This is a genomic window from Kocuria subflava, assembly GCF_012163155.1.
Taxonomy (GTDB): Bacteria; Actinomycetota; Actinomycetes; order Actinomycetales; family Micrococcaceae; genus Kocuria; species Kocuria subflava.
Window position 1 is genome coordinate 190,077 of the sequence record NZ_JAAVUN010000002.1, and the last position, 21,763, is coordinate 211,839.

Consider the following 21,763-nt stretch of genomic DNA (forward strand, 5'->3'; position numbering starts at 1 on the left):
GTGCCTCCCGATAAACTGGGACAGTGACGCATGAGATCCCTGCCCAGGAACCTGTCCAGTCCTCGTCCCCATCCACGTCCGAGTCCAATCGAGTGGCCCAGCCCGATCGCAAAGCCGAATTGCTGGTGGTCACCGGAATGTCCGGTGCCGGGCGTTCCACGGCTGCCAATGCACTGGAGGACCAGGGTTGGTACGTGGTGGACAACCTTCCACCGCAAATGCTGCAGACCCTGGCGGACCTTGTCTCCCGCACTCCGGAAGCCATCCCGCGCCTCGCCGTGGTGATCGATGTCCGCGGAAAGGCGCTGTTCAACGACATGCGGGAAACCCTGGCCGCCATGGAGGCCAGCGGCGTGGAGTTCTCCGTGTTGTTCCTGGAGGCCTCGGATGAATCCTTGGTGGCCCGTTACGAACATCAGCGCCGCCCGCACCCCCTCCAGGCGGGTGGCCGGATCATGGACGGGATTGCCGCCGAACGCGCTCTGCTCAAGGACCTGCGCGAGTCCGCAGACATTGTCCTGGACACTTCCACGTACAACGTGCACGCATTGTCCAAGGCCGTGGCGGACCTCTACACCACGGATGGCCCGGTGGTGCTGCACCTGACCGTCATGAGTTTCGGCTTCAAGTACGGGCTGCCGGCGGATGCCAATTACGTGGCCGACGTCCGATTCATCCCCAATCCCCACTGGGTGCCTGCCTTGCGGCCCCGTACGGGCAAGGATGTTGAAGTCCGCGACTACGTGTTCAAGGAGGAGGGCACCCGCAAGTTCGTGGAGATGTTCACTTCCATGTTGGAGCCGGTGTTCAACGGATACCGCACGGAGAACAAGCACTACGCCACCATCGCCATTGGCTGCACCGGTGGTAAGCACAGGTCGGTGGCCGTCACGGAGGAAGTCGCACGGCGGCTGTCCAAGTTCCCGCGGGTCACGGTGAACGTGGAGCACCGGGACATCGGGCGGGAATGAGATGACCACTTCCGCCTCCGGCTCGTTCTACCCGGATTTGCCCACAGGTTCCATTCCCACGGGTTCCATTCCCACAGTGCCCTTCACGGCACCGCGTGCTGATCGCACCCGTGCTCGGGAGCGGGATGACGTTCCTGCCCGCCCCCACCGCGGTGCAGGCAAAGCCGTGGTGGCGCTGGGTGGTGGCCACGGGCTGTCGGCGTCGTTGTCTGCATTGCGTTTGCTGACCAATCACCTCACGGCTGTTGTCACCGTGGCCGACGACGGCGGATCCTCCGGGCGGTTGCGTGAGGAACTGGAGGTTCTGCCGCCGGGGGATCTGAGGATGGCGTTGTCTGCCCTGTGTGACGATTCCGACTGGGGCATGACCTGGCGGGATGTGATGCAGCACCGATTCGGTGCCCTGCCCGAGCACAACACACCCCTGGAAGGGCACGCGCTGGGCAACCTGTTGATCGTGACCTTGTGGGAATTGCTGGGAGACCCGGTGGAGGGGCTGCGCTGGGCCGGTGCTCTGCTGCGGGCCCAAGGGCAGGTGCTGCCCATGTCGATCACACCACTGGTGATCGAGGGAGATGTGGAAGGCACGGACGGTGTTCGCACCGTCACCGGTCAGGTGGCGCTGGCCAAGGAGCCGTTCGTGAAAAACGTACGGCTGCAACCCCCGGGAGCCGTCGTGTGCAAGCAGGCCCTGGATGCCGTGGAGGCCGCCGACTGCGTGATTCTGGGCCCCGGTTCTTGGCACACCTCCGTGTTGCCGCACCTGCTGCTGCCGGAATTGCGCCAGGCCTTGGCCCACACGGAGGGGCAGCGGGTGATCACCATGAACTTGTCCCGTGACGCAGAAACTGCCGGAAAGACCAGTGCTCAGGAACTGCAGGTCCTGCACGATCATGCACCGGAACTGCGCATCGACGCCGTGGTGGTTGACCCCAGTGCGGTGGAGGACCGTGCCCACCTGGAAGAGGTGGCCGCGGCCATGGGCGCGGCAGTGCACTTTGCGGACTTGCGCCGTGGCTCCGGGCAGCAGGTGCACTCACCGTTCAAACTTGCCGCCGCATACCAGGAGGTCATGGGCGGCTGAAGGCTCCCATCACACAAGTGGTGCTCTGCGGGTAGCCTATGGGGGATCTGTTTGCGGGGATGCTCTGCCCACAGATCAGGCCATGACCCCGTGCGGAAAGGAATCAGATGTCGCTGACGGCATCGGTCAAGGACGAGTTGGCGCGGCTGGAGACCAAGAAGGCCTCCGAACGCCGGGCCGAACTATCAACCGTTCTGCGATTCTCAGGTGGTCTGCACATTGTCTCCGGCCGCATCGTGGTGGAAGTTGAACTGGACTCCGCTGCCGTGGCCCGGCGCCTGCGCGCCACCATCATGGAAGAGTTCGGACACACCTGCGAACTCGGCGTGATCAGCGGTGGGGGATTGCGCCGCGGCAATCACTACGTGTTGCGCGTGGTCCGTGACGGGGAGGCCTTGGCCCGCCGTACCGGCCTGCTGGACTCTCACGGCCGCCCCGTCCGCGGCTTGCCACCGGTGATCGTCAACGGCTCGATCGGGGATGCCGAGGCCGTGCTGCGCGGCGCCTTCCTCTCCCACGGCTCGTTGACCGAACCCGGCCGGTCCGCCGCCATGGAGTTCACCTGCCCGGGACCGGAGGCCGCCCTGGCTCTGGTGGGTGCCGCACGCCGCCTGGACGTGATTGCCAAAGCGCGCGAGGTCCGCGGGGGAGATCGCGTGGTCATTCGCGACGGCGATGCCATCGCCACGCTGCTGACCCACATGGGCGCACATGACACGTTGCTGACGTGGGAGGACCGGCGTCTGCGCAAGGAGGTCCGGGCCACCGCCAACCGTCTGGCCAATTTTGACGACGCCAATTTGCGCCGCTCCGCCCAGGCCGCCGTGGCAGCGGGAGCGCGCGTGGAGCGCGCTCTGGAACTGCTGGGCGACGACGTCCCGGACCACCTGCGCGCGGCCGGCCAGCTGCGCTTGGCCAACAAGCAGGCCAGCCTGGATGAGTTGGGGCGGTTGTCCGATCCCATCCTGACCAAGGACGCCATTGCCGGTCGTATCCGCAGGCTGCTGGCCATGGCCGATCGCCGCGCCGAGGAACTGGGCGTTCCCGGAACGGAGGCCAGCGTGGGGCACGAGGTCGAGCACGGTCTGTGACCGCATGCACCGGCAGACACGCACGGCGTAACCCGCTGAGAGCGAACACAAACCCGTGAAACAGAGCAGATGTGGGATTGGTTGGGTTTGAGTCAGAAAAGCTCAGGAAATCCAGAAATGGTCTGGCATGTGCCTGGTCTTGCCTCTAGACTGGCAACTGAGCGGGATAGCTCGTGAGGTCGTCGCCAGGACGGCGGGACCGACCGGTTGGGATCGCAACTCTTAGGAGTCAAGATCCCTCACAAAACCACACGGCAACTTCCGACCATTAGATGTCAGGCGACCGTAGGCCAGGCAGACTGGCAGAGCACTCGTCGGACGACGTCACCGAACGCATAGGAGATCGATCCCAGTGACCATCAAGGTTGGCATTAACGGTTTCGGCCGCATCGGCCGCGGCTTCTTCCGCGCCGTGCAGGAGCAGGGCCAGGACATCCAGGTTGTTGCCGTCAACGACCTCACCGACCCCAAGACCCTGGTTCACCTTCTCAAGTACGACTCCATCAACGGCCGTTACCCCGGTGAGGTCACCCTCAACGGTGACTCCATGACCGTGGACGGCCACGAGGTCAAGTTCCTGGCCGAGCCGGATCCCACCAAGCTGCCCTGGGGCGAGCTGGACGTGGACATCGTCATCGAGTCCACCGGCCGCTTTGCCAAGGGCCCGGAAATGCATGCTCACCTGGATGCAGGCGCCAAGAAGGTCATCCTCTCCGCTCCCGGCAAGGAAGTGGACGGCACCTTCGTCTACGGCGTGAACCACGAGTCCTACGACTCCGAGTCCATGAACCTGATCTCCGGTGCTTCCTGCACCACCAACTGCTTGGCACCGCTGGCCAAGGTCCTGAACGACAAGTTCGGCATCAAGGCCGGTCTGATGACCACCATTCACGCCTACACCGCTGATCAGCGCCTGCAGGACGCCCCCCACAGCGACCTCCGCCGCTCCCGCGCCGCCGCCCTGAACATGGTTCCCACCACCACGGGTGCCGCTGCCGCCGTCGGCCTGGTGCTGCCGGAGCTCAAGGGCAAGCTGGACGGCTTTGCCGTTCGCGTCCCCACCCCCACCGGCTCCATGGTCGACCTCACCTTCGACGCCGAGCAGGAAGTTTCCGTGGAGTCCGTGAACGCGGCTCTGAAGGAAGCTGCCGAGGGTGACATGAAGGGCATCATCGAGTACACCGAGGACCCGATCGTCTCCAAGGACATCGAAGGCTACGCGGTCTCCACCGTGTTCGATGCCCCGTTGACGAAGGTCATCGACAACCAGGTCAAGGTCATCGCCTGGTACGACAACGAGTGGGGCTACATCTCCCGTCTGGTCTCCCTGACCAACTTCGTGGCTTCCAAGTTCTGATTCCGCGCCAGGATTGTCCGCGCCGTTACGTGGTCATGAACCGGTACCGGACAACGGGCAACCTCCGCTGATGGACGCGCGAGGTGTGCGCAGCACCGCTGCGGGCACCCCGCGCGTTGTCATTGCTGAACCCATTACCTGTCTTGAACCTGCGATCCATTCCTGAATGAAAGGAACACCTGCCATGGCCAAGTCCCTGGAAGATCTGCTCAACGAAGGCGTTGAAGGCCGTACCGTCCTGGTGCGCTCAGACTTGAACGTTCCCCTGGACGGCTCCACCGTGACCGACGACGGCCGCGTGCGCGCCTCCCTGCCCGTGATCGAAAAGCTCTCCAAGGCCGGCGCCCGCGTGATCGTGACCGCCCACCTGGGCCGCCCCAAGGGTGAACCCAACCCCAAGTATTCAATCGCTCCGGCTGCAGCCAAGCTGGCTGAGCTCTCCGACCTCGACGTGGTCACCGCCACCGACGTCACCGGGGAGGACGCCCAGGCCAAGGCAGCTGCTCTGACCAACGGCCAGGTGCTGGTGGTGGAGAACGTCCGTTTTGACGCTCGCGAAACCTCCAAGGACGAGGCCGAGCGCACCGAGATGGCCAAGGAACTGGCGGCCCTCACTGGTGAAAACGGCGCATTCGTAGGAGACGCTTTTGGTGCCGTGCACCGCAAGCATGCCTCCGTCTACGACGTCGCCAAGATTCTGCCGGCCTACCTGGGCGATCTGGTCAAGACTGAGGTGGACGTGCTCACCAAGGTCATCTCCAATCCCGAGCGCCCGTTCATTGTGGTCATGGGTGGATCCAAGGTCTCTGACAAGCTGGCCGTGATCGAGAACTTGATCGGCAAGGCGGACAAGCTGCTGATCGGAGGCGGCATGGTGTTCACCTTCCTGAAGGCTCAGGGTTACTCCATTGGTGGCTCCCTGGTGGAAGAAGACCAGGTGGAGACTGTCAAGGGCTACCTGGACAAGGCAACCGCGGCCGGCACGGAGATCGTGCTGCCCACGGACGTTGTCTACGCCGCTGAGTTCAAGGCTGACGCCAAGCACGAGGTCCGCCCGGTCAACGACATCGAAGGTGGCGAACTGGGCGCAGACGGCATGGGCCTGGACATCGGTCCGGACTCCGCCAAGGCCTTTGCGGATGCCATTTCCGAGGCCAAGACCATCTTCTGGAACGGCCCAGTGGGTGTGTTCGAGATGGAAGCCTTTGCCGGTGGCACCAAGGCCGTTGCGGAAGCTTTGGCCAACGGATCGGGCATGTCCGTGATCGGTGGCGGCGACTCCGCCGCAGCCGTGCGCACCCTGGGCTTCTCCGATGACCAGTTCGGCCACATCTCCACCGGTGGCGGTGCCTCCCTGGAGTTCATCGAGGGCAAGGACCTCCCCGGCGTTTCCGTCATCGGCTGACGCAGCCGTCAGCCCGGATCACATCACTATCTCTTAGGAGTACACATGACTTCGCAGACCAACGGTCAGTTCGACCGCACCCCGCTGATTGCCGGGAACTGGAAGATGAACATGGACCACCAGCAGGGTGTTGCCCTGCTGCAGAAGCTGGCTTGGACGTTGCAGGACGCCAAGCACGACTTCAGTCGTGTGGAGGTGGCCGTCTTCCCGCCGTTCACGGACATCCGCTCCGTGCAGACCATTGTTGACGGTGATGACCTCAAGGTTGTCTACGGTGGCCAGGACCTCTCCGACCAGGACTCCGGGGCCTACACCGGTGACATCTCCGGTGAGTTCCTGAAGAAGCTGGGTTGCACCTACGTGCTGGTGGGCCACTCGGAGCGCCGCACCATCCACGGTGAATCTGACGAGCAGTGCCTGGCCAAGATCAACGCCGCCTTCCGTCACGACCTTCTGCCCGTGCTGTGCATCGGCGAGGGCCTGGACTCCCGGAAGGCCGGCGAGCACGTGAGCTTCACCCTGGAGCAGCTGCGCGGATCCATCGCGGGTCTCTCTGCAGAAGAGGTGGCCAAGGTCGTCGTCGCTTACGAGCCCGTCTGGGCGATCGGCACCGGTGAGGTGGCAGGTCCGGAGGACGCACAGGAAATGGCCCAGGCCATCCGCGCAGATCTGGCCGAGCTCTACGACGCCGGGACCGCGGACAAGGTTCGGATCCTCTACGGCGGTTCCGTCAAGTCCTCCAATGTGGGAGCCATCCTCAAGGGCAAGGACGTGGACGGTGCCCTGGTGGGCGGTGCCAGCTTGGATGCTGAGGAGTTTGCTAACATTGCCAAGTTCGAGCAGCACCTGGTCACGGACTGATCAGGGCTTGAACCCCGACAACCATCTCAAGGCTGCACGCCTCAAGGACTGAACCATGGATATTCTGCAAGACATCCTGCTGGTGGTGATTGTGCTCACCAGTCTGCTGGCTGTGGTGCTGGTCCTGCTGAACAAGGGCAAGGGTGGCGGTTTGTCGGACATGTTCGGCGGCGGCATGACACAGTCGTTGAACACCTCCGGCGTCGCGCAGAAGAACCTGGTGCGTCTGACCACCACGGTGATCATTGTGTGGGCACTGTGCATTGTGGGCTTTGCCCTGACCATGCGTTTTGCCACCACGGCCGCTGGAGTCTGAGCAGCCAACTGGCTTGAGAACATGTGAGGCCCGGATCCTTGTGGGATCCGGGCCTCACATCTGTGGTGATGCGAGTTCTACGCATTGTGGGCCGCCATCGAGAGCTGATGGCGGTCCACAATGCGTAGAACTCAGTCCTCCGAGGTGGTGAACAGGACCGTGGAGAACTGACCGGAGACACCCAGGCCCTGTGATCCTCCTGCAGTTGTGTTGCGCACCAACTGCTGAGCTGCTGCCACCTCTTGTGCATCTGAGGCCAACATCCACAAGTGGTGCGAGGTCGAGATCAGGGGCAGAGTCATGGCGATGAGAGGAGATGGCTCCTGGTGGGAGCCGCACACCACCACGGTAGCCTCATGCATCCGGCCTGGCTCAGGCAACCGGTCTAAATCAAGCGCCTGGGCGCCCGTGGAACCTGACATCTGGGCGGCCACAGGCTGGTGAGCACCAACACCCAACAGGGCGATGTCAACGATGGGGAACTCACCCCCGTTGCCGTCAGCGTCAGCGGCCGCCTTCAACTCCGCCAGGTAGTCAGCGGCGGCATCCTCGGCTGTGAAGAACTGGTCCGAGTCGCCGATCACGTGGACGTTCTCCGGGGGCACCTGGCTGAGCAACATGAAGTTCTCAGAGGCGGCTGCTGCACGCTGCGCATTGCGCTGTGGGTGCTCCTGGGGAAGGAAGTACTCCTCACACCACCACAGGTCCACGCAACTCCAGTCGGGAACGAACTCGGCAGTCCTGGTGGAGGCAGCCAATGCCTGAATGGCGGTGATGACCAGTGGACCGCCAGTCAGCGCCAAGGACGCTCTGCCGCGGTCCTCCTGCGCCTCCACCAGAACCTGATTGACCCGGGCCGCCACATGCTCCACCAACAGGGCCGTGGTCTGTTCCCTGACAACATCAGGTTGCACACCTTCAGCGTTCACACCTTCAGGGTGCACACCCTCCGGTTGCACACCTTCAGGGTGCTCAGGCAGCGCCTTCACCACACACACCACAGGGCAGTACGTGCACGGCAGAGGCCAGAACCTCGCCGTAGACCTCATCCGGGTCCAGCTGACGCAGTTCTTCAGCCAGGCAGGCACTGAGCTCACGGTGGGGGATGGCCACCCGCTGATCCGGTTGGCCAGGTTGGATCAAAGTCCCCAGGGAGTTGCCCGGGCGTTCCAAGGCGATGTCCCCGTTGGGACGCACCAAACGAACACCGCCCAAACCGTGCTGAGACTTCTCCGGGTGCACAAACCGCACCGGAGCCGATAGCCGCCCACTGAGCCAGGCACCCAGCAGGTGCACTCGTGATGAGTCGGCTGCACCGGTGACCACCACTTCTGAGACCGGGCCCGGTTCGGCCTGGTCCATGGCAGCAGCCAGCTGGACCCGCCAGTTGGTCAGACGCGTCCAGGACACATCAGTGTCTCCGGGGGCGTACTGCTGTGCCAGATGGGTCAAGGCCTCGCACACGTTCTGGGCATTGGAGGAATCAGTGATGCGCCGGTGGGCAATCTTGCCGATGGACGAATCAGAGGGCTTATTGGGAACCCGATGGGGCCACCAGGCCACAATCGGTGCATCCGGCAACAACAGCGCAGAGACCAACATCTCTGAGGGCTCGGCCAGTTCCCCGTAACCGTGCAGCACCACCACCTCGGAGGCGCCGGCGTCGCCACCAATGCGCAACTGGGCGTCAAGGCGGGTGTAGTCCGAGGCCGAGTGGGACACGTGCATGATGATCCTGCAGGGGTGCTCGTGACTGGCCAGGATGGCTGCATCCAGGGCGCGTTCCGAGTGCCCCGCCTCTGCCATGATCACCAGCGTGAGCACACGGCCCAGGGCAACCACACCGCCCTCGTCACGTAGACGGTGCAGCTGTTTGTCGATGGCAGAGGTGGTGGTGTTCTCCAGATTGACGATCATGGCCGGCGCCACGTCCTTCCATCACGTTCCATCAGTCGATCTGCAGACGGCGGCCCCCAGGAGCCGGGTGCATAACCCTCCGGTTGCACCCCGTTGGCCTCCCAGTACTCCTCGAACGGATCCAGGATCCTCCAGGAGAGTTCAACTTCCTCGTGGTGGGGGAACAGCGGCGGTTCACCCAGCAGCACGTCCAAGATCAAGCGTTCGTAGGCCTCGGGGGAGGATTCCGTGAACGCGTGCCCGTAACCGAAGTCCATGGTGACGTCCCGGATCTCCGCCTGGGTGCCCGGCACCTTGGAGGCAAACCGGATGGTGACACCCTCATCCGGCTGAATGCGGATCACAATGGCGTTGTTGCCGAACTCACCGGTGTCATGGGTGGTGAACAACCGGTCCGGGCTGCGCTTGAAGACCACGGCGATCTCCGTGACCCGCCGCCCCAGACGTTTGCCGGCACGCAGGTAGAACGGCACCCCGGCCCACCGCCGGTTGTAAACCTCCAACCTCAAGGCGGCAAAGGTCTCCGTGCGCGAGTCATCCGGGATGTCGTCCTCGTCAAAGAAGGACTTGACCTCCTGGCCACCTTGCAGCCCGCCCTGGTACTGACCCAGCGCAGAACCCTCACTCAGATCCTCCGGCAGACGCACAGCAGCCAGCGCCTTGGCCTTTTCAGCTTGCAAAGCCTTGGCGGAGAAGTCGAAGGGCTCCTCCATGGCTGTCAGCGCCAACAACTGCAGCAGGTGGTTCTGGATGACGTCACGGGCAGCACCCACGCCGTCGTAATAACCGGCGCGGGAGCCGATGCCGATGTCCTCTGCCATGGTGATCTGCACGTGGTCCACGTAATTGGCGTTCCACAGCGGTTCAAACATGGTGTTGGCAAAGCGCATGGCCAAGAGGTTCTGCACCGTTTCCTTGCCCAGGTAGTGATCGATCCGGAAGATCGCATCCGGGGCGAACACGGACTCCACAATCTGGTTCAGCTCCTGGGCTGAGCGCAGATCATGGCCGAACGGCTTTTCGATGACCACACGCCGCCACCCGGAGGCGTCCTCGTGATCCGCCAGACCGTTCTCCGCCAACTGGTGGCAGACAACTTCAAAGGCCTTGGGCGGAATGGAGAGGTAAAAGGCGTGATTGCCCCGGGTGCCACGTTCCCGATCCAGGTCCCGCAGCACGTTCTGCAGGCTCTGGTAGGCAGCGGTGTCATCGAATTCACCCTGGACAAACCGCAGACCTTCGGCGAATTGGTCCCACACCACGTCCTGGAACGGCGTGCGGGCATGGGCTTCCACCGATTCCCGGACGTAGGCGCGGAAGTCGTCGGCGCTCCACGGACGGCGGCCAAAACCCACCAAGGAGAACGACGGCGGCAGCAACCCTCGGTTCACAAGGTCATACATGGCCGGCAACAACTTCTTGCGGGCCAGATCCCCGGTGACGCCAAAGAGCACCAGCGCGGACGGGGCGGCGACCCTCACAAGGCGTTTGTCGCGATCATCCCGTAGGGGGTTGGTGTGCGCGTTGGAGGTGGGCACTTTGCTCCTCTGGTTCAGCGCTGGGCGAGTGCAGTCAACACGTCCAGCAGCTGGGAGACCCCGGTCTCCCGGTCCGTCAGACGCAGACGCAGCACGGGGCGGCCGTGCTCCTCAAGGACCTGGGCATCGCCGTCGGCCTGGGCGGAGATGAGCTCGCCAAAGGTGAACGGGATCCCGGGAATCTCCAGGTCGGTCTCCGAGTCAGCAGTGATCTGCAGGAACACGCCCACACCGGGGCCACCCTTGTGGAACTGGCCCGTGGAGTGCAGGAACCGGGGTCCCCAGCCAAAGGTGGTGGGACGGCCCGTGGCAGTGGCCACCAGGGGGCGAGCATCCTCCAACTCGGTCCAGGTCAGGCGGTCGAAGTAGGCCTGGATGGAGACGTAGCCGTCAGCCGGCAACCGGTCCAGCAGGGCCACGACGGCCTGAGTCAGGTTCTGTGCCCCGTCCAACAGATCGGCGGCACCGCGGATCTCCACGGAGCCGTCCACCAGGACAGCGGGGGTGGGCTCAGGCTTGTCGGCCAGCACGGCACGGGTGGCGGTCTTGGCGGACTCCACATCGGGCTGGTCAAAGGGGTTGATGCCCAGCAGCTTGCCGGCCACAGCGGTCGCGACTTCCCATAGGAGCATCTGGGCGCCCAAGGAACCGGCCACAGCCACGGCATCGCCTTCGGGTGCAGTCTCGGTGTCCTGCGGAACCAGGTAGGCGGGCAGAACGTCAGATGCCACGGGAGCCTTCAGTTCGGGGACGTCGTCGGTGACCACCACCGGGAGGATGCCGGTGCCGTCCTTGCCGGTTGACTCGGCGATGAGCTGCTCGGCCCAGTCGGCAAATCCAACGATCCCGGAGCCGCAGTCCTGGATCAACAACTTGTTGCGCAGGGGAGTGGTACCGCCCATGACCGCGCCCAGCAGGAGGCCCAGGTTGTCCTCGGCGTCCTCACGCAGCACCTCGGCGGCCTCGTCCACCTCGTCCAGCAGGGCCTCCAGGTCAACGCCGGCCAGACCGGAGGGGACCAGGCCAAAGGCCGTCATGGCGGAGAAGCGCCCACCGACGGTGGGATCAGCCGTGAATACCGCACGGTAACCGGCGTCCCGGGATGCCTGATCGAACGGGGAACCGGGGTCGGTGACCACCACCAGACGGCGCGCGGCATCGATTCCGGCGTCGTTGAAGGCCTTCTCAAATGCACGGCGTGCAGAATCGGTCTCCACCGTGGAACCGGACTTGGAGGAGATCACGGCAGCGGTTCGGGCAATGTCCTTGGTCAGGGCCGCCTGCACCATGACGGGGTCGGTGGAGTCCAACACGAACAGCTCCACGCCGGCGGTCTTGGTGATCACCTCAGGGGCCAGGGAGGAGCCACCCATACCGGCCAGTACGAATCGGTCCACGCCTTCTGCGGCAAAGGACTCACGCAGCTCATTGATCTGAGCAACCAGAGGGCGGGAGACCTCAGAGGCATCCACCCATCCCAGGCGCTTGGAGGACTCGTCCTCCGCAGCAGGGCCCCACATGGTGTGGTCCTTGGCGAACAACCGGGAGGCGAACTTTTCCTCCACCAGGGTGGGAACATGGCGGTCGGCTGCCTTGCTGGCGGCACCGTTGAGCATCACGGACAGGGAACTCATGACGTCCTCTCTGAGCGCCCGGTGGCGCTCCTGCATGCATGGGGTGTTCGGTGGGTGGAGATGTGTGCAGGTGTGACCGGTCAACCGGCCACACCCACACACATCAGCGGATCAGCGTGCCTGATCCAGCGCGGTCTGAACGGTTTCCAGAAGCTCGGCCCAAGAGGCCTCGAACTTCTCCACACCTTCGGATTCGAGTTTTGCCACGACGTCGTTGTAGTCGATGCCCAGCTGCGCCAACTGATCCAACAGGGCGTTGGATTCCTGGTAGGTGCCGGTGATGGTGTCACCGGTGATCTGGGCCTGCTCAGCCGTGGCGTCCAAAGTCTTCTCCGGCATGGTGTTGACCGTGTTGGGTGCAACCAGGCCGTCCACATACAGGGTGGCCGGCAGGGCCGGGTCCTTGGTGCCGGTGGAGGCCCACAGGGGACGCTGACGGTTGGCACCGGCGGATTCCAGACGCTTCCAGCGCTCGGTGCCAATGGAGTCCTCGTACACCTGGTACGCCAGACGGGCATTGGCCAGACCGGCCTTGGACTTCAGCGCCAAAGCCTCATCCGTGCCGATCTCCTCCAGCTTGGCGTCCACGGCAGAATCCACGCGCGAGACAAAGAAGGAGGCCACCGAATGAATGGTGGAGAGGTCCTTGCCGTTCTCCAGAGCTTTTTCCAACCCGGACATGTAGGCGTTGACCACGGCACGGTAGCGCTCCAAGGAAAAGATCAGCGTGACGTTCACGGAGACACCCTCTGCCAGGGTTTCGGCAATGGACGGCAGACCGGCCTCCGTGGCCGGAATCTTGATCAGCACGTTGTCCCGGTCAATGGTGTCCGACAACCGCCGGGCCATGGCGGCGGTGGCCTCCGGGTCATTGGCCAGACGCGGGTCCACCTCAATGGACACGCGGCCGTCCTGGCCCTGGGTGGCCTCTGCAATGTTGGCGAACACGTCACAGGCGTCCCGGACGTCATCCGTGGTGATGGTGAAAACAGCTTCGTCCACGTCCGCGCCGGCAGCGGCCAGTTCCTTGACCTGGTCCGCATAGGCAGCACCGTTGGAGAGAGCACCGGCAAAGATCGTGGGATTGGTGGTCACACCCACCACGTCCTTGGTGTCGATCAATTCCTGCAGGTTCCCGCTGGTCAGACGCTCGCGGGAGAGATCGTCCAGCCAGATGGACACGCCGGCATCGGAAAGCTTCTTGGTTGAGGCAGTCATTGCGGACTCCTTTGCAGTTGGTGGGCTCAGCGCTGGGCTGCAGCCACGGCGTCTATGGATTCGTGGGCCTTGGAGGCGACGTCCTTGGCGGTGATGCCGAACTCCTGGTAGAGCTTCTCGTAAGCAGCCGACTCACCGAAGTGTTCCAGGGATACCGCGCGACCGTAGGAGCCCAGGATGTCGTTCCAGGACATGGCAATGCCCGCCTCAACGCTCACGCGTGCCTGAACGGCGGAGGGGATCACGGATTCCCGGTAGTCGGCGTCCTGGTTGTCGAACCACTCGCGGCATGGCATGGAGACCACACGACCCTTGATGCCCTCGGCTGCCAAGGACTCACGGGCCTCCAGAGCCAGCTGGACCTCGGATCCGGTGCCGATCAGGATCACGTCCGGGGTGCCGTCGGTGTCAGCCAGGACGTAACCGCCGCGGGCCACGCCTTCGGCCGAGGCCAACTTCTCACCGTCACCCTCCATGCCTTCGCGCAGGAACGTGGGCACGTTCTGCCGGGTCAGTGCCAGGCCGGCCGGCCGTTCCCGGTTCTCCAGGACGGTCCTCCAGGCCACGGAGACCTCGTTGGCATCCGCAGGCCGCACGACGTCGAACCCCGGGATCGCGCGCAAGGAGGAAAGCTGCTCCACGGGCTGGTGCGTGGGGCCGTCCTCACCCAGACCAATGGAGTCGTGGGTCCACACGTGGATGGCGGGGACCTTCATCAGCGCGCCCAGGCGGACCGCCGGACGCTGGTAGTCGGAGAAGATCAGGAACGTCCCGGAGAAGGCCCGGGTCTGAGAGGACATGGTGATGCCGTTGACGATCGAAGCAGCGGCGTGCTCGCGGATGCCGAAGTGCAGGACACGGCCGTACGGATTGCCCGTCCACTTGGCAGTGGAGTGCTCGGACGGGATGAACGAGGCCGCAGATTCAATGGTGGTGTTGTTGGACCCAGCCAAATCAGCCGATCCACCCCACAGCTCGGGGAAGGTGTCCGCAATGGCGTTGATGACCTTGCCGGAGGCGGAACGCGTGGCCACGTCCTTGCCGGCTTCGAACACCGGGAACGCATCCGCATAACCCTGGGGCAACTCGCCATCGCGCAGGCGGTCGTAGAGCTTGGCACGCTCCGGGTTGGCTTCCCGCCAGGCCTGGAAGGTCTCTTCCCACGCCTTGCGATCATCCGCACCACGCTGCAGGAGCTCACGGGTGTGGGCCAGGACGTCGTCGTCGATCACAAAGTGCTGCTCGGGATCAAAGCCGAGCACCTCCTTGGTGGCTGCCAACTCTTCTGCACCCAGCTTGGAGCCGTGGATCCCGCCGGTGTTCTGCTTGTTGGGAGCAGGCCAGCCAATGATGGTGCGCAGGTTGATCAAGGACGGCTTGGAGGTTTCGGCCTCGGCTGCCTTGATGGCATCGAACAGCGCCTGGACGTTTTCCTGGTACTCGCCGCCACCGTTGGTCCAGTCCACGGTCTGGACGTGCCAGCCGTAGGACTCGTAACGCATGGCGACGTCCTCGGTGAACGCGACGTCGGTGTCGTCCTCGATGGAAATCTGGTTCTGGTCGTAAATGACCACCAAGTTGCCCAGTTCCTGGTGCCCCGCCAACGACGACGCCTCCGAGGTTACGCCTTCCTGGAGGTCACCGTCCGAGGCGATGACGTAGATGTGGTGATCAAAGGGGGACTCGCCCTGTGCAGCTTCCGGATCGAACAGGCCGCGGGTGTAGCGCTGTCCGTAGGCAAAGCCCACGGCGGAGGCCAGACCCTGACCCAAGGGGCCGGTGGTGATCTCCACGCCCTTGGTGTGCCGGTACTCAGGGTGGCCCGGGGTCTTGGCGCCCCAGGTGCGCAACGACTCGATGTCCTCCATCTCCAGGCCGAACCCACCCAGGAACAGCTGCAGGTACAGCGTCAGCGAGGTGTGGCCGGGGGAGAGGATGAAGCGGTCGCGGCCGGTCCAACGGTCATCGGAGGGATCGTGGCGCATGACCTTCTGGAACAGCAGGTAGGCGGCGGGCGCCAGGCTCATGGCCGTGCCGGGGTGGCCTGAGCCAACCTTCTCCACGGCATCAGCAGCCAGAACACGCACGGTGTCCACGGCTCGGCGATCAAGATCGGTCCAGGTGAGCTGCTCAGACTGAGGCACGGGAACACTGTCCTTCCAATGAGACGGTTCGCTGATGGCACCGTGCTTGCCGATCTGGGCGCACCAGATCGGGCAGACGCGGTGCTGTTCGATGATCAGCCTAAGTCACACCCGTGGGGACCCGTATTTGCCTACGGAGGGTTTCCTGCTGATTGCGCGTGCGGCATAACTGCGGCGTGAGCCATGATACATCTGGGATCGGGCGCAGCAGGACCGGTCAGCGAATGCCTGCCGAATGTGGTGTTTCGCGCTAGACTGGGCGGAATTCCGTTGTGTCCATTGCCATGACTGGCACATCACGCAACGCCAACTCAGTACCGCTAGAACAGCACTGCCTAGTCAGCACCGCCATCACCTCAGCACCACCAACAACGTCAGGGAGAGCGAAACACGTGAGCTCAACGCACGCCTCGGAGCACGCCGTGATCCCTGCCCCCGGTGACGCTCACGAGCCTGCAGCAGGCCGCAACACCTCCCTGATGGACCGCATCAAGGCGTACCTGCAGCTGATGAAGCTGCGCATTGTGGAGCTTTTGCTGATCGCCACGGTGCCCACCATGATCTTTGCCCAGCAGGGCATGCCGAGTTTTTGGCTGATCCTGAACACCTTGATTGGCGGCACGCTCTCGGCCGGTGCGGCCGGAGCTTTCAACTCCTACATTGACCGCGAATCCGACCGCGTGATGAAGCGCACCTCCAAGCGGCCGCTGGTCACGCGTGTGGTGGGGGATCGGGAGGCCTTGATCTTTGCCTGGATCGTGGCCGTGGTCTCCGTGATCTGGTTCCTGGTGTTCGTCAACCTGCTGGCAGCTGTGCTGACGGCTGTGGCGATCTTCCTGTACGCAGTCTTCTACTCGATCATCCTCAAGCGCCGCACCTCCCAGAACATTGTGTGGGGTGGCGTGGCCGGTTGCATGCCCGTGCTGATCGCCTGGGCCGCCGTGACCGGCACCGTGGAGTGGCCGGCGGTGGTGCTGTTTGCCGTGGTGTTCCTCTGGACCCCGCCGCACTACTGGCCGCTGTCCATGAAGTACGCCGCTGACTACTCCCGCGCCGGGATTCCCATGCTGGGTGCCATTTCACCTGCGGGCAAAGTGGCCTCCCAGGTGGTGCTCTACGGCTGGGCGACCGCCATCTGCTCGTTGCTGCTGGTGCCTGTGGGTGGCGCGGGGTGGCTTTATGCCAGCGTGTCCTTGGCGGCCGGTGCCTGGTTTGTCTACGAATGCCACCGTCTGCTGCGCCTGGCCAATGCCGGGGAAGCTACCGACAAACAGGCCATGCGCGTGTTCCACGGCTCCATCACCTACTTGACCTTGGTTTTCGTGGCCGTTGCGGTGGACCCCTTTGTGGGTGGCCCCATTCTGTGACCCCGTAGACTGCCCACCATGCTGAGCATGCGCTTCTCCGGTCTGGTGGCCTATCCGGTCACGCCTTTTGCCCCCGGAGGAGTATTGGACCTGGAGGCACTGTCCCAGCAGGTGGGCGCCCTGTCCGAATCGGGTGTTGACGAGATCTGCGTTCTGGGCACCGCCGGTTCTTTCGCCTACCTCAGCAACGACGAACGCGGCGACGTCGTCCGCACTGCCGCGGCTGCAGCCGCCGGATCAGGCGTGCCGGTGGGCGTGGGGATTTCCGCGCTGACCACTCAGCAGGTGTTGGAACTGGCATGGGATGCGGAGAACTCCGGGGCGGATGCCTTGGTGGTCAACCCGCTGTCCTACGTGGCCTTGCGCTCCCCGGAGATCGCTGACCAGGTGGAAACCGTGGCCTCCTCCGTGGGCCTTCCCCTGTGCCTGGACAACAACCCCGCCACCACGGGCTTTGTCTACCCCGTGGATTTGGCCGCGGAACTGACCCATCTGGAGAACGTGGTGGCCTTCAAGGACACCGCTGATTCCGTCCGGGCCCTGCAGAACCGCCGCCACCTGTTCGACCAACTGTGTGAACCCGGGACTTCCTTTGGCGTGGCCAGCCCACAACTGATCATTGACGACGCCGATCCCTCCATGGCCTGGCACACCGGCTTGGCTGCGGCTCTCCCGGAGGAATTCGTGGCCTTCCGCGCCGCTGCCGTGACCCAGGACCGGGAGGCACTGGCCCGGTGGAAACAGGCCTTTGCGCCATTGATCGACGTCCTGCGTTGGGAACGACCCTTGAGTTCCATCTACGCGCTCAACGACGTCTGTGGGGTCCGTACGGCAGCACCCCGCCGACCCATTCACCCCGTGACGTCCCAAAGTCGGCAGCGGATAGCCGAAGCTGTCCAGGTGGTTCGAGCAGCGCTGCGCGCGTGAGTTCCAACGGCGGGCGCTGAAGTACCTACACTGGCTCAGTGCCCATGGACCAGATGACGCCACCCCCCTCACCTCAAGACTCCGCCACCACCAACACGGCAGCGGCGCTGGAGGTTTGCAACCTCCAGATGGAGTTCAAGGTTGCTGCTGGGAGAGGCCATCACAGTGTCAAGGCCGTCAATGGCTTGAGCTTCCAGGCGGCTCACGGCCAGGTCACCGCCCTGTTGGGTCCCAACGGCGCGGGCAAGACCACCACTTTGGAGTGTGCGCAGGGTTTGCTGAAACCAACCGGCGGCAGCGTTCGGCTCCTCGGGGAGAACCCGTGGAACGCAGGGCCAGCACTGCGCGCGCGGGCTGGTGTGATGCTGCAGGACGGTGGCTTGCCCCAGAGCGCCCGCCCCGGTGAGTTCCTCAAACACATCAGTTCCATGTACCGCCGGCCTGCGGACATGCAAGAACTGATGGACACCCTGGGCATCAACTCCTACCTCAAGACTCCGCTGCGTCGCCTCTCCGGCGGCCAGAAGCAGCGCGTGGCCCTGGCCGCAGCCTTGGCCGGGGATCCGGAGGTCGTGTTCTTGGATGAACCCTCAGCAGGCCTTGACCCGCAATCCCGCGCCGTGGTCTTTGACCTGATCGCCCAGCTCAAACAGCGCGGCACGGCAGTTGTGCTGACCACCCATTTGTTGGACGACGCCCAACGCCTGGCCGATCACGTGGTGATCGTGGACCGGGGAACCGTTCGGAGGTCGGGTACGGTCGCCGAGCTGATTGCCGGGGATGACACCACGGGAGTGCTGCGCGTGGGCCTGACCGCCAGGCAACGTGACCTGTGGGAGGAGGCGCCGCCGTCGTTGACGGGTGCGGGGCCTGAGTCCGGTGTGCAGGTTGAGATGCACCAGGAGGAGGTCACCGTGACCGGCACCTTTGGGCCGCAACTGCTGGAGGAGATCACCACCTGGCTGGCCACCACAGGAGAGTTGCCCACGTCCATGACATTGCAGCCGCGCACCCTGGAGGACGTTTTCCTGGCAGTGGCCGGACGGGAGATCCGATGAACACGAGCGCACGTTCCATCACCACGACGGCGAACCCGCGCACCGCACATCCCGCACCCATGTGGCGCCGGGTCATCAGCCAGACCCGGTATGAGGCCCTGACCATGTTGCGCAACGGCGAGCAACTCCTGCTGCTGGTGATTCTGCCGGTGATCGCCCTGGTTGCCCTGTCCCGGATGGATCTGTTGGACTCCGTGCTGCCAGCAGGCGCCAGCCGTCTGGACTACGCCGTGCCAGGAGTTTTGGCGCTCAGCGTGATCTCCAACGCCTTCTCCGGACAGGGGATTCAGACCGGTTTTGATCGTCGATACGGCGTGCTGCGTCAGCTGGCCACCACACCTCTGGGGCGCAGTGGTCTGATTGCCGGCAAGCTCGGCGCCATCCTGTTGGTGTTGGCGGCTCAGACCGTGTTGATCGGCGCGGTTGCATGGTTCATGGGTTGGCACCCCTCCGCGTCCGCACTGCTGGAGGCCGCCCCGTTGTTGGTGTTGGGAGCGGTGGCTTTCACCGGACTGGGCCTGTTGGCGGCAGGCACCATGCGGGCGGAGGCAACACTGGCCGTGGTCAATCTGTTGTGGGTGTTGTTGGCTGTGGTCGGTGGCACGCTGGCTCCGGCCTCCGCGCTGCCGGAGTGGCTGGCGCCGCTGATCGGGTTGTTGCCATCGGCTGCCCTGGCTGACGGTCTGCGGCACGTGATGGTGCCTGATGACCCCGGTGCTCTGCTGGGGCCAGTTGTTGTCCTGGCGGCATGGGCTGCCATCGCCTGGGCGGCCACTGCGCGTTGGTTCCGCTGGAGCTGACAAGAGCGTTCCGCTGAGCTGTGCGTACGGTCCCGCCGGAGCTGAGCCCCGATCTCCCAGTGGTGTCCCGGCGTTAGACTGGATCGGCCCTGAAAACCACCACCCTGTATGGATGTGACCCCGTGAGTTCCGCCCCCGCCCGCACCCCGTCCAGCTCCGGCCAGGCACACCCTGACGGTGGTCCCGGCCCTGAGGGGAAGCCGGAAACGCTGGGTGAGCGGGCGTCGTCGTTCTTCCTGCGGACCCAGGTGGACGGTTGGGTGCGCCTGACCGCGTGGGCCTCCCTGTTGGCCAACTCCCTGTTGATCCTCACCGGGGGACTGGTGCGCCTGACCGGCTCCGGTCTGGGCTGCCCCACATGGCCGCGGTGCACGGAAGAATCCTGGACTTCCACCACGGAGATGGGCATTCACGGTGCCATTGAGTTCGGCAACCGCCTGCTGACGTTCGCCCTGGCCGTGGTGGCCATCCTGGCCTTCCTGGCGGTGTTGAAGATGCGGCGGGAGCGTCGTGACTTCTTCTTGCTGACCCTGTTCCTGGGCTTGGGCATTCCGCTGCAGGCGGTGGTGGGGGGCATCACGGTACGGACCGGGCTGAACCCGTGGATCGTGGGCATCCACTTCATGATTTCCGCCGTCATGATCTACCTGGCGGCCACCTACGTGAACCGGGTCCGCCGGGCGAGCCTTCATGACGTCGACCACCGCGAACAACCCGGCCAGGCGCAACACGCCCGCGGCGTCATTCGGGGCATGGTAATTGTTATGGGATTGCTCACACTGGTGATCGTCTATCTGGGCACGCTGGTCACGGGCACGGGCCCCCACTCCGGCGATGCCGGTGAAGTGGTCCGCCACACCTTTGACGCCGTGATGATCACCCGTGCCCATGCCATTCCCGCGTACCTGTTGGTGGCACTTGTGCTTGCCGCCCTGGTCATGGGACGCCGCTCCTGGCCACAGCCGGTGTGGCGGGCATACGCGCTGGTGGGGCTCGTGGTGGTGCTGCAGGCAATGGTGGGTTTCTACCAATACTTCAACGGACTGCCGATTGTGGCGGTCAGCTTGCACCTGGTGGGATCCGCCCTGATGGTCTCCGTGGTGGCCTTTGCCGTGGAGAAGGCCTTTGCGCTGACTGCTCACCCCGCAGACGTCACCACCAGCTCGGTCACGGACCCCACGCACTGAGGCGCGCACACCTACTGAGGTGAGCCTTCCTAGTCACCGGGAATGAATTTAGACATACTTTGGTTGTGTAATTTGGCCCCGATGTGGAGCCGACGTGTGACCGTGATGGGAGGCAGCGCATGACCGTGGAGCATTCGTCCACCACCGTGAACCAGCCCCAGACGGTTGAGGAATCCACGGAGTCCACCACGCGTTCCCGCGTGCTCAATGCTGTTCTGGAACATGGTCCCGTTTCCGCCCGTGACCTTGGCCGCCGCATGGATCTGACCCCGGCAGCCATTCGCCGTCACCTGGATGCCCTGGAGCGGGACCGCTTCATTGAGGTCACCATGGTGCGCCGCCGGGGTTCGGGTGCTGGTCGCCCGGCCAGGCGCTACGTCGTCGCTCCTGAGGGGCACGAACGCCTGGGCAACGATTACCTGGGCATTGCCGCTGACGCACTGGATGCCCTGCGCGACCTGGGCGGGGAGCAGGCGCTGCGCGCCTTTGTGGACCAACAGTTCGAACACATGGAACGCCGGTACCGTCCCACCGTGGAGGCCGCTGGCGACGACGTCGCAGAACGGCTGGACGTCTTGGTTCGTCTGCTCTCGGCAGATGGGTACGCCGCCTCGGCCAACACCGTCAAAGTGGGACCCAGCCGCCACCGGGTGCTCTCCGCCCAGCTGTGTCAAGGACACTGCCCGGTGCAGGAGATCGCCACCAAACACCCCGAGTTCTGCGAGGCAGAGACCCGGATGATCGCCTCCCTGCTGGATGTTGACATCCGCAGGCTTTCCACACTGGCCGCCGGTGCGCACGTGTGCAACACACATGTGCCGCTGTCCAGGCCACAACAGACTGCGGGACGCACCGGTACGCCGGGTCGCTGACTGCCCATCAACCAGG

At 64.2% G+C, this 21,763-nt stretch carries 19 protein-coding genes; 13 read left to right on the forward strand and 6 right to left on the reverse strand.

Going from position 1 to position 21,763, the window contains the following annotated elements; translation table 11 throughout:
- Nucleotides 1–137 precede the first annotated feature (137 nt).
- From rapZ to secG, 7 genes are all read left to right on the forward strand, one after another.
- Nucleotides 138–971, forward strand: coding sequence for an RNase adapter RapZ (gene rapZ, locus GTW58_RS02350; protein ID WP_119933050.1), 834 nt, complete (start codon nucleotides 138–140; stop codon nucleotides 969–971).
- A 1-nt stretch (nucleotide 972) separates the two neighbouring features.
- The gene (locus GTW58_RS02355) at nucleotides 973–2,055 is read left to right on the forward strand and encodes a gluconeogenesis factor YvcK family protein (protein ID WP_052209540.1); all 1,083 of its coding nucleotides are present in this window, start codon (nucleotides 973–975) and stop codon (nucleotides 2,053–2,055) included.
- 107 nt (nucleotides 2,056–2,162) lie between these two features.
- Nucleotides 2,163–3,146 carry a DNA-binding protein WhiA gene (whiA, locus tag GTW58_RS02360; RefSeq protein WP_119933026.1) on the forward strand — a complete coding sequence of 328 codons (984 nt, stop codon included), beginning with the start codon at nucleotides 2,163–2,165 and terminating at the stop codon, nucleotides 3,144–3,146.
- A 352-nt stretch (nucleotides 3,147–3,498) separates the two neighbouring features.
- A complete protein-coding gene (gene gap / locus GTW58_RS02365) occupies nucleotides 3,499–4,503 on the forward strand; it encodes a type I glyceraldehyde-3-phosphate dehydrogenase (protein WP_119933025.1) in 1,005 nt (334 codons plus the stop codon).
- Between the two features lie 184 nt (nucleotides 4,504–4,687).
- The gene (locus GTW58_RS02370) at nucleotides 4,688–5,908 is read left to right on the forward strand and encodes a phosphoglycerate kinase (RefSeq protein ID WP_047690202.1); all 1,221 of its coding nucleotides are present in this window, start codon (nucleotides 4,688–4,690) and stop codon (nucleotides 5,906–5,908) included.
- Nucleotides 5,909–5,953: 45 nt separating this feature from the next.
- Nucleotides 5,954–6,769: a triose-phosphate isomerase gene (tpiA, locus tag GTW58_RS02375; RefSeq protein ID WP_119933024.1), complete on the forward strand. Its 816-nt coding sequence runs from the start codon at nucleotides 5,954–5,956 to the stop codon at nucleotides 6,767–6,769.
- Nucleotides 6,770–6,824: 55 nt separating this feature from the next.
- Complete coding sequence (secG, locus tag GTW58_RS02380; RefSeq protein ID WP_047690206.1) at nucleotides 6,825–7,085, forward strand: preprotein translocase subunit SecG; 261 nt, start codon at nucleotides 6,825–6,827, stop codon at nucleotides 7,083–7,085.
- Nucleotides 7,086–7,216: 131 nt separating this feature from the next.
- Here the strand turns inward: secG and GTW58_RS02385 are convergent, their stop codons facing one another.
- The 6 genes from GTW58_RS02385 to tkt form a co-directional block, all read right to left on the reverse strand.
- On the reverse strand, nucleotides 7,217–8,074 hold the full coding sequence (locus GTW58_RS02385) for a 6-phosphogluconolactonase (RefSeq protein WP_157980493.1): 858 nt from the start codon (nucleotides 8,072–8,074) through the stop codon (nucleotides 7,217–7,219).
- Entirely contained in the window at nucleotides 8,058–9,002 is a 945-nt protein-coding gene (locus tag GTW58_RS02390) for a glucose-6-phosphate dehydrogenase assembly protein OpcA (RefSeq protein WP_052209544.1), read from the reverse strand. Before GTW58_RS02390 ends, GTW58_RS02385 begins: the two co-directional genes overlap by 17 nt.
- A complete protein-coding gene (gene zwf / locus GTW58_RS02395) occupies nucleotides 8,999–10,540 on the reverse strand; it encodes a glucose-6-phosphate dehydrogenase (protein ID WP_119933022.1) in 1,542 nt (513 codons plus the stop codon). The genes GTW58_RS02390 and zwf overlap by 4 nt, the downstream gene beginning before the upstream one ends.
- Nucleotides 10,541–10,554: 14 nt before the next feature.
- A complete protein-coding gene (locus GTW58_RS02400; RefSeq protein WP_119933021.1) occupies nucleotides 10,555–12,174 on the reverse strand; it encodes a glucose-6-phosphate isomerase in 1,620 nt (539 codons plus the stop codon).
- 111 nt (nucleotides 12,175–12,285) lie between these two features.
- Complete coding sequence (tal, locus tag GTW58_RS02405) at nucleotides 12,286–13,392, reverse strand: transaldolase (protein WP_119933020.1); 1,107 nt, start codon at nucleotides 13,390–13,392, stop codon at nucleotides 12,286–12,288.
- 26 nt (nucleotides 13,393–13,418) lie between these two features.
- On the reverse strand, nucleotides 13,419–15,536 hold the full coding sequence (gene tkt / locus GTW58_RS02410) for a transketolase (RefSeq protein WP_119933019.1): 2,118 nt from the start codon (nucleotides 15,534–15,536) through the stop codon (nucleotides 13,419–13,421).
- 425 nt (nucleotides 15,537–15,961) lie between these two features.
- On the opposite strand from tkt, the gene GTW58_RS02415 reads away from it, so the two are divergent.
- The 6 genes from GTW58_RS02415 to GTW58_RS02440 all read left to right on the forward strand — a co-directional run bounded on the left by GTW58_RS02415 (nucleotide 15,962) and on the right by GTW58_RS02440 (nucleotide 21,747).
- Nucleotides 15,962–16,903 (forward strand): heme o synthase, encoded by a 942-nt coding sequence (locus GTW58_RS02415; RefSeq protein WP_255409143.1) that lies wholly within the window; start codon nucleotides 15,962–15,964, stop codon nucleotides 16,901–16,903.
- Between the two features lie 18 nt (nucleotides 16,904–16,921).
- Entirely contained in the window at nucleotides 16,922–17,830 is a 909-nt protein-coding gene (locus tag GTW58_RS02420) for a dihydrodipicolinate synthase family protein (protein ID WP_232818040.1), read from the forward strand.
- Nucleotides 17,831–17,883: 53 nt separating this feature from the next.
- Complete coding sequence (locus tag GTW58_RS02425; protein WP_119933048.1) at nucleotides 17,884–18,888, forward strand: ABC transporter ATP-binding protein; 1,005 nt, start codon at nucleotides 17,884–17,886, stop codon at nucleotides 18,886–18,888.
- Entirely contained in the window at nucleotides 18,885–19,688 is an 804-nt protein-coding gene (locus GTW58_RS02430; protein ID WP_189587233.1) for an ABC transporter permease, read from the forward strand. The genes GTW58_RS02425 and GTW58_RS02430 overlap by 4 nt, the downstream gene beginning before the upstream one ends.
- A gap of 122 nt (nucleotides 19,689–19,810) precedes the next feature.
- Nucleotides 19,811–20,875, forward strand: coding sequence for a COX15/CtaA family protein (locus GTW58_RS02435; RefSeq protein WP_232818039.1), 1,065 nt, complete (start codon nucleotides 19,811–19,813; stop codon nucleotides 20,873–20,875).
- A gap of 119 nt (nucleotides 20,876–20,994) precedes the next feature.
- Nucleotides 20,995–21,747 (forward strand): helix-turn-helix transcriptional regulator, encoded by a 753-nt coding sequence (locus tag GTW58_RS02440; protein WP_119933017.1) that lies wholly within the window; start codon nucleotides 20,995–20,997, stop codon nucleotides 21,745–21,747.
- Nucleotides 21,748–21,763: the final 16 nt, after the last annotated feature.